This is a genomic window from Bradyrhizobium valentinum (assembly GCF_001440405.1).
Lineage (GTDB): Bacteria > Pseudomonadota > Alphaproteobacteria > Rhizobiales > Xanthobacteraceae > Bradyrhizobium > Bradyrhizobium valentinum.
The window spans coordinates 13,405-20,727 of record NZ_LLXX01000079.1 but is presented as its reverse complement, the minus strand read 5'-3'; the positions used below and the strand labels follow the sequence as shown (position 1 = coordinate 20,727).

Sequence of the window (7,323 nt, the reverse complement as noted above, 5' to 3'; positions counted from 1 at the left end):
ACCTGTACCCCCTCACCCGGATCGCAAGGGCGATCCGACCTCTCCCCGCAAGCGGGGAGAGGTGCAAGCCGAATTTGCGGCCAAGCTATGTGATTGTAACACCTATTAATTCGTTGTATGCCACGGACGAAATTTTCGGCCCGCCCGGGGCCATTGGGGCAATTCAAGCATCACCTGCGAAAGAGAGAGTATGGCGCGCAACATTCTGATCCTTGGAGCCTCATACGGCTCATTGCTGGCGACAAAGCTTTTGATGGCGGGTCACAACGTGACCCTGGTTTGCCGGAAGAAGACGGCAGAGCTCATCAATCGCGACGGCACCGAAGTTCGCATCAAGCTGCGCGACGAGGCGGTGCACCGCGCGATCTTTTCGCGGGACCTGCCCGGCAAGCTGGACGCGGCGACGCCTGCGGATGTCGACCTTTCCCGCTACGACCTGGTCGGTCTTGCGATGCAGGAGCCGCAATACACCAACCACACGATCCGGGTTCTGATGATCAAGATCGCCGCGGCGAAGCTGCCTTGTCTGTCGATCATGAACATGCCGCCGCTGCCCTATCTCAAGCGGATTCCCGCACTGGCGGACATGGACCTGGAGGAGGCCTACACCAACGCGCAGGTATGGGAGCGTTTCGAGCCGGGACTGGTGTCGCTCTGCTCGCCGGATCCGCAGGCCTTCCGTCCGCCGGAAGAGGCGGCGAATGTGCTTCACGTGGGGCTGCCGACCAACTTCAAGGCCGCGGCATTTGCCGATGAGAAGCACAACAAGCTGCTGCGCGAATTGGAAGCTGATATCGACGCGGTGAAGCTGGACGGCCATGACGTTCCGGTAAAGCTCAAAGTGTTCGATTCGCTGTTCGTCCCGCTGGCGAAATGGTCGATGCTGTTGACCGGGAATTACCGGTGCATCACGCCGAACGAGCCGCAATCGATCCGCGACGCCGTGCACGGTGATCTCAAACTCTCGCAGGCGATCTATGACCATGTCGACGGCATCGCCCGGCGCCTGGGCGCCGAGGCGCAGGATCAGGTGCCTTTCGCGAAATATGCAAAGGCGGCAGAAAGCCTTCTCAAGCCGTCATCGGCGGCCCGTGCGGTCGCCAGTGGCGCGCCCTTCATCGAGCGGGTCGACCTGCTGGTGAAATTGATCTCGCATCAGCTCGGCGCGCCGAGCGCCGAGATCGATCGCACGGTCGAGATCGTCGATCAGAAACTGAACGAGAAGATCGTGGCGGGCGGATCAGGCGCGGTGTGAGGGGCGCCTAGGACATTTCGAGAATGGCGCGCCACGACTAAAATGGGTTCTTCTTGCCGGAACCAATAGCGCTTGCGGCAGTGCCCAGCATCGCAGGCCCAGCCGTGAGACTCTACGCGTCACCTTGACCGTATCTCAAAAAAGAGATACGGTCGTTCGTGGCTTGGCGGGTAGAAATCCTCAACGAAGCGGTCGCTACGGAAATTGCTTCCCTTCCGAGTGACATGCAGGCGCGATTTTTGCGGCTGGCGGAACGCATCAGCTTGGCCGGACTGGAAAGCCTGAGCGAGCCGCACGTCAAAACATCTCGAAGGGAAGCTATGGGAGTTGCGGCTGACAGGTCGTGACGGAATTGCTCGCGCGCTTTATGTCACGGCGATCGGCCGAAGAGTGGTCATAGTTCGCGCATTTGTAAAGAAGACTCAAAAGACCCCACGCTCGGAGATCGAGCTCGCGCTACAGCGGGCAAAGGAGGTCACATGACAATTCCGTTTGAAAAGATCAAAGCTCGTCTCTTGGCCAATCCGAAGGTGAAGGCGGAGTACGAGGCACTCGCTCCGGAGTTCGAAATTGCTGCCGAGTTGCTTAGGGCTCGCCTGCGCGCAGGTCTCTCGCAAGCCGAACTGGCTGCCCGGATGCGGACCAGCCAATCCACGATTGCACGACTTGAAAGCGGTCAAACGTTACCGAGCACGAAGACGCTGCTGCGCTATGCCGAAGCAACCGGTAGTAAGTTTCAGGTGCGGCTGTCGGCCGCTTGAAGGGGGCCCCGGCCAACGCGGCCTTTCGGATCCGGATCATGCCTACACGTAAACTTGTTTCACCAATTCGGGCAGGAGCCGTTTGAGCTGCCCGTGACTGAGGGGCCGCGAAGCGGCGATCTCGGCAAGCCGCTGTTCGATGTGGGGCCATTGATTCGTCTCGCGCGGGTCGGTGTCGCCCTTGGCGAGATTGCAGGGGTAGCAGGACAGCACGCGGTTGCTCCTGTTGTTCGGACCTCCCTTTGAGAGCGGGATGAAATGGTCAATGCCGGCCTTGACCCTGCCATCCCACTTTATTCTGGGCAGTCCAATATCGCAGTAGGCGCATCGTCCGCCCCAGTCGAAATAGCAGCGCTTGTAGGTCACGTCGGCCATCAGCCTTATGCCCTTCCCCAGAATCCCTTCATCGAACGTCTCACTCCTCCATACATCAAGTCGGCAGGGATTTGCGATACGGGTCGAGGGCGGCCCTGATGCACGATCGCATTGTCGGTATAGCCTGATGTGTAAGTACCTTGATGCCGGCCGAGCTTCAACACCTTGTCCGCCAGGCCCATCGCCGGGATAGAGGCTGAGCACGCATTGGCCGACGAGGCGGTAGTGACCTCGATCATCGCGTCTCCGATACGTCTTCCGCTTTGGATTGCCGTCGACCCGACTTGTTTGGTGGCGGCCGATTGCGCAACCCAATCATGTCAGGATATTAACGGCGCGAACGATTTGGCGAAGGACCTTGGGCGCTTCGTCAATGCGCGCGCTCGCGTGGACGGCGCGAGATCGTTTGGGTTCCGGGTTGCCGAGTCGACGGCGCTTCCAGACCGCCCAGGCAAGGGGAAGAACCCCGCGTCGCTTGACCTGTCTGATACATCAACGAAGGAGGATCCCGTCATGTCGATGTCGAACGCATCAATTCCGGTATTCGAGATTGGCCTCAACGCACTCTCGGCGGTTCTCGACAAGGCTGAGACATATGCTGCGGCAAGGTCGATCGATCCCGCGACGCTGCTCAGCGCGCGTCTCTTCCCCGATATGTTCGCACTCACGCAGCAAGTGCAGAGCGCCTGCGACCAGGCCAAGAACGGCGGCGCACGGCTCGCCGGCATCGACCCGCCCAGGTATGAGGATAACGAGAAGACAATCGCCGAGCTCAAGGCGCGTATCGCCAAGACGGTCACCTTTGTGAAGACGCTCGATGCCAAGAAGATCGACGAGTCGGCCGACCGCGAGATCGCTTTTCCGCTCGGCCCGAATATGGGTCACATGAGAGGTGCGGACTATCTCAACCACTTTGCGGTGCCAAATTTCTACTTTCACGTCACCACTGCCTACGACATCCTCCGTCACTGCGGTGTCGAAATCGGCAAGCGCGATTTCCTCGGTACCATTCCGATGAGAGTGACGTGAGAATGCGATAGCCTTGCCATGCCGACCGCGCTGTCCTGATTATGCTCTGCGAGCGCCGGGCGCTCTATGGGAAGTCCGACGCGCGGCCGATTGGGTGAAACGCAACAATATGACCCGCGGAAAATTCAACGCATTCTGCCGGACGCTTCCTGCGACCACGCATGTGATCCAGTGGGGCGGGTCGCATGTCTGGAAGGTCGGTGGCAAAGTCTTTGCGATTGCCAGCGGGAAGCATAACGCGCCGAGCGTCACCTTCAAAGTGAGCGACATTGCTTATGAAATGCTCAAGGATCAGCCGGGCCTGCGTCCTGCGCCGTACCTCGCATCGCGCGGTATGAAATGGATCCAGCACTTCGCAAAACCCGGGCTGCCCGATGCTGCGCTGGGCGACTACATCCGGCAGTCTCACTCTATCGTCTCGCAAGGCTTGTCAAAGAAGAGGCGGCTTGAGCTAGGGCTTGCAACGCCGTAATCCGCGGGATGGCGGGCTTGCTCTGGGTGGACAATGACGGCGTGCCGACGGGTGAGCACGATGCTGCGGGCGGAAATGGTGACAAAAGGCGGCCCTCCGCCGCCAATGAAGATGTACGCCTGCGCCGCAAGCGGGGAGAGGCAACACGACCTTCCGCCGCTTCACCCCGTCAGCGCGCGGCGGATCATGTTGGCCAGTTGGGACTTTCGGTAGGGCTTGGTCAGGAGCAGCACGCCGGCATCGAGGCGGCCCTGATGCACGATCGCGTTGTCGGTATAGCCGGAGGTGTAAAGCACCTTGACGCCGGGGCGGCGCTTGGTCACTTCGTCGGCCAACTGCCGCCCCGTCATGTTGCCGGGCATGATGACGTCGGTGAACAGCAGGTCGAATGGCTGGCCGTTTTCTACGATCGTCATCGCCGCGGGACCGTTGGCGGCGGCGATCGTCCGGTAGCCGAGGCTCTGCAGTTGCGTGGTGACAAAGTTGCGCACCAGCGCGTCGTCTTCCACCACCATGACGGTCTCGTTGCCATGCGGCAGCGGCGGCGCCGCGCTAGGGGCTGCCTCGACCTGGCCGCGGGCAGGCGGCAGATAGAGCTTGATCGTGGTGCCGTGGCCGACCTCACTGTAAATCCGGACGTGGCCGCCCGATTGCTTGACGAAGCCGTAGACCATGCTGAGGCCGAGGCCTGAGCCCTTGCCGACCTCCTTGGTGGTGAAGAACGGCTCGAACACCTTGTCCAGCACCTCCTGCGACATGCCGGCGCCGTTGTCGCTGACCGCGAGCATCACATAGGGGCCGGGCTTCGCGTCCGGGTTGGCCTGCGCATAGGCTTCGTCGAGCACGACGTTGCGCGTCTCCAGCAGCAGCTTGCCGCCGTTCGGCATCGCGTCGCGGGCGTTGATCGCCATGTTGAGCAGGGAGTTGGCGAGCTGCGAGGGGTCGATATGGGCTGTCGCCACTTCCTGCTCGAGGATCGAGTTGACCTCGATCTGCTCGCCGAGCGTCGGACGAAGCAGCTTGGCGATATCGAGCACGGTGGCGTTGACGTCGACATTGCGCGGTTGCAGCGGCTGGCGACGGGCGAAGGCAAGCAGATGCTGTATCAGCTCGCTGCAGCGTTCCGCTGCCTGGTCGATCAATTCGGCCGTCTTCTGCAGCGCCGGCTCATGCGAAAGGCCGGCGACCAGCGTTTCGGTGGTGCCGGTGATCACCGTCAGCATGTTGTTGAAGTCGTGCGCGACGCCGCCGGTGAGCTTGCCGATGGCGTCGAGCTTTTGCGATTGCAGGAGCTTGTGCTCGGTTTCACGCGAGGCGGTGGCGTCGTGGTAGACCAGCGCCGCGCCGCTGATGGCCCCTGAGGTATCGCGCAGTGGCCGGCCGCTGATCACGAGATGAACGGGCGAACTGCCGCTGACCGGGCGCACCACGATTTCCGTGGCGTCGAACGCTTCGCCGCGCAGCGCACGCGCGGCAGGCATGTCGTTGACAGGCAGCGGCGTGACGCCGTCGGCCTGAAAAACGGTGCTGAGCGAGCTCAGCAGTTCGACCGTCATGCCCGGCCGGTAGCGCAGCATCTTCTCTGCGGCCGGATTGGAGAGCAAAATCTCTCCCTTGGTGTCGATGACGAGCACCGCCTCCGCCATGCTGTGAAAGGTGCTGCGCAGGACTGCGGCCGAAAGCCTGAGTTCCTCATGCGCGGCGACCAGATGCTCGGTGCGTTCGGCGACCGCTGCCTCGAGCGCCTCGTTGCTGGCCTGGGTGGCGCTCAGCGAATCCTGCAGTGCCCGGCGCGAGCGGCGGGTCGATAGCGTCAGCACGGTGGCGAGGATCAGGATCAGCGCGACGCCAGCGAGATCGATCGCCAGCAGGAAGCTGCCGTTGGTTTCGGACTCGGCGCGCCTAGCGAATAGCTGCCTGCGCTCTTCGGCTACTGCCTTTTCGAGGTTTCCGGCAATCGCGGCCGCCGCCGCGCGGTCCTCCTGGCCGACGAGCGCCGCGACGGCGGCGCCATCTCCCGCGGTCCGGAGCCTGATCAACTCGCCATTGACTGCAATCTGGCGCTCCACCAGCGCCTTGGTCTCTTCGATCAGTTGCCTTTCGGTCGGATTGGCCTTGACCGCCTCGATCAGTGCTGCGAGCGCCGGCAGGATCGCGTCGCTGGCCTCGCGGTATTCCCTGGCGAATTCCTGATCGCCGGTGAGTGCGAACGCCCGCGCCGCGCTTTCGGCCCGGCGCAGCAGCGGGCGCATATCGGAGAGTTTCCCGAGTATCCCGAGCGCACGGTCGACGGAAGCGTTATCGGACCGCGACTTGAGGTCCAAACCGATCGAGGCAGCGCCGATAATGAGGAGGATAGCGAGGCCAATTCCGAGAATGATACGCTGCGAGGGCATTTGCCAGTTGTTATTTCGAGTGACGCGCGGAAGCTTTTGGCTTGGTGATGCATTGATTGACCGAGGTCAACAGCGCGTCCGGCGTGAAGGGCTTGCGCAGGCAGCATGCCGCGCCGAGCTCGATGGTCATCCGCAGGAAATCCGGCGCGCGTTCGGTGTTGGCGAAGGCGTAGCCCGACATCGAGATGATCGGTATGTCAGGCCTGCGCTCGTGAAATATCCGGATCGCTTCGAAGCCTCGCATATGCGGCATGAACACGTCGATCAGCATGACGTCGAAATCGGAGGATTCGAGTGCACGCATTCCCGCTTCACCACCGTCGGCGACGGTGACCTCGAAACCCTTGCGCGTCAGACAAACCTCGATGGCAACGCAAACCATCGGGTCGTCATCGACCACGAGAACGCGCGGCACGATGATTCCTTCTTCCTTGGGCGGCGGCCAGGTGACCAGCACATCCCATGTGACGATTAAGTCGAAACGTCGACAAGTCGTCTGTATGATAGAGTGCACACAAAAGTTGCCGAGCGCAATTCCGTTTCGCTGTGTCAGAACGATAACACTTGCACTGCAGGTTCCGGATCTAAGCCCGCCATGCCGCCGATCAATCACGCATCATCTGCCACGCGGCCAACGAGAGCGGCGGCATCGCCAGCGGGAAATGCTTAGTCAGTACGGTGTCGAGGCCGACGCACCGGCCAGCGCGCACGCGATGCCCGGCAACATGCTGGGTGGCGTTGCAGTAGCGCTGCGTTCGTAGTTCTTGAAACGAAAAAGGGCGGCGCAGGGGAATACGCCGCCCTTCGAACTCACGCGATCGTGCTATTGCGCCGGGCAGGGGTGCCGCTGCCCGTCATAACCGAGATAGGTTCCTGACGCCGGATCGTAGGATTTGTACCTGCGCATGCAGTAGGCCACGGCATCATCGCCGGCCGGGGGCGCTTCCGCGACTACGGTGTCATCGTAATATCCATACGAGTCATCGTAATAGTAGGGATCGCTGTAAGCATACGCCGACCCTATGCCCGCGCCGA

Annotated in this window: 9 protein-coding genes; 5 read left to right on the top strand and 4 right to left on the bottom strand. The window is 61.6% G+C overall.

Translation table 11 applies throughout. The features are described from left to right. The first annotated feature begins 190 nt into the window (after positions 1–190). The 3 genes from CP49_RS12915 (at position 191) to CP49_RS12910 (ending at position 2,016) form a co-directional block, all read left to right on the top strand. A complete protein-coding gene (locus CP49_RS12915) occupies positions 191–1,255 on the top strand; it encodes a ketopantoate reductase family protein (RefSeq protein ID WP_057850630.1) in 1,065 nt (354 codons plus the stop codon). A 327-nt stretch (positions 1,256–1,582) separates the two neighbouring features. Continuing rightward, entirely contained in the window at positions 1,583–1,738 is a 156-nt protein-coding gene (locus CP49_RS48930; protein WP_338060350.1) for a type II toxin-antitoxin system RelE/ParE family toxin, read from the top strand. Further along, a complete protein-coding gene (locus tag CP49_RS12910) occupies positions 1,735–2,016 on the top strand; it encodes a helix-turn-helix domain-containing protein (RefSeq protein WP_057850629.1) in 282 nt (93 codons plus the stop codon). Before CP49_RS48930 ends, CP49_RS12910 begins: the two co-directional genes overlap by 4 nt. Before the next feature lie 42 nt (positions 2,017–2,058). Here CP49_RS12910 and CP49_RS12905 read toward each other — a convergent pair whose 3' ends face one another. Continuing rightward, the gene (locus tag CP49_RS12905; protein WP_057850628.1) at positions 2,059–2,391 is read right to left on the bottom strand and encodes an HNH endonuclease; all 333 of its coding nucleotides are present in this window, start codon (positions 2,389–2,391) and stop codon (positions 2,059–2,061) included. A gap of 207 nt (positions 2,392–2,598) precedes the next feature. On the opposite strand from CP49_RS12905, the gene CP49_RS48925 reads away from it, so the two are divergent. After that, positions 2,599–3,420, top strand: a complete 822-nt coding sequence (locus tag CP49_RS48925; RefSeq protein ID WP_338060349.1) for a DUF1993 domain-containing protein — start codon at positions 2,599–2,601, stop codon at positions 3,418–3,420. A gap of 109 nt (positions 3,421–3,529) precedes the next feature. Then, positions 3,530–3,892, top strand: coding sequence for an MmcQ/YjbR family DNA-binding protein (locus CP49_RS12890; RefSeq protein ID WP_057850647.1), 363 nt, complete (start codon positions 3,530–3,532; stop codon positions 3,890–3,892). A 161-nt stretch (positions 3,893–4,053) separates the two neighbouring features. Here the strand turns inward: CP49_RS12890 and CP49_RS12885 are convergent, their stop codons facing one another. The 3 genes from CP49_RS12885 to CP49_RS47230 form a co-directional block, all read right to left on the bottom strand. After that, positions 4,054–6,288, bottom strand: a complete 2,235-nt coding sequence (locus tag CP49_RS12885) for a CHASE3 domain-containing protein (RefSeq protein ID WP_057850626.1) — start codon at positions 6,286–6,288, stop codon at positions 4,054–4,056. A 10-nt stretch (positions 6,289–6,298) separates the two neighbouring features. After that, the gene (locus CP49_RS12880; protein ID WP_057850646.1) at positions 6,299–6,703 is read right to left on the bottom strand and encodes a response regulator; all 405 of its coding nucleotides are present in this window, start codon (positions 6,701–6,703) and stop codon (positions 6,299–6,301) included. Positions 6,704–7,111: 408 nt separating this feature from the next. Beyond that, positions 7,112–7,323: BA14K family protein (locus CP49_RS47230; RefSeq protein ID WP_245310671.1), on the bottom strand; the 212-nt coding region annotated here is incomplete at its 5' end.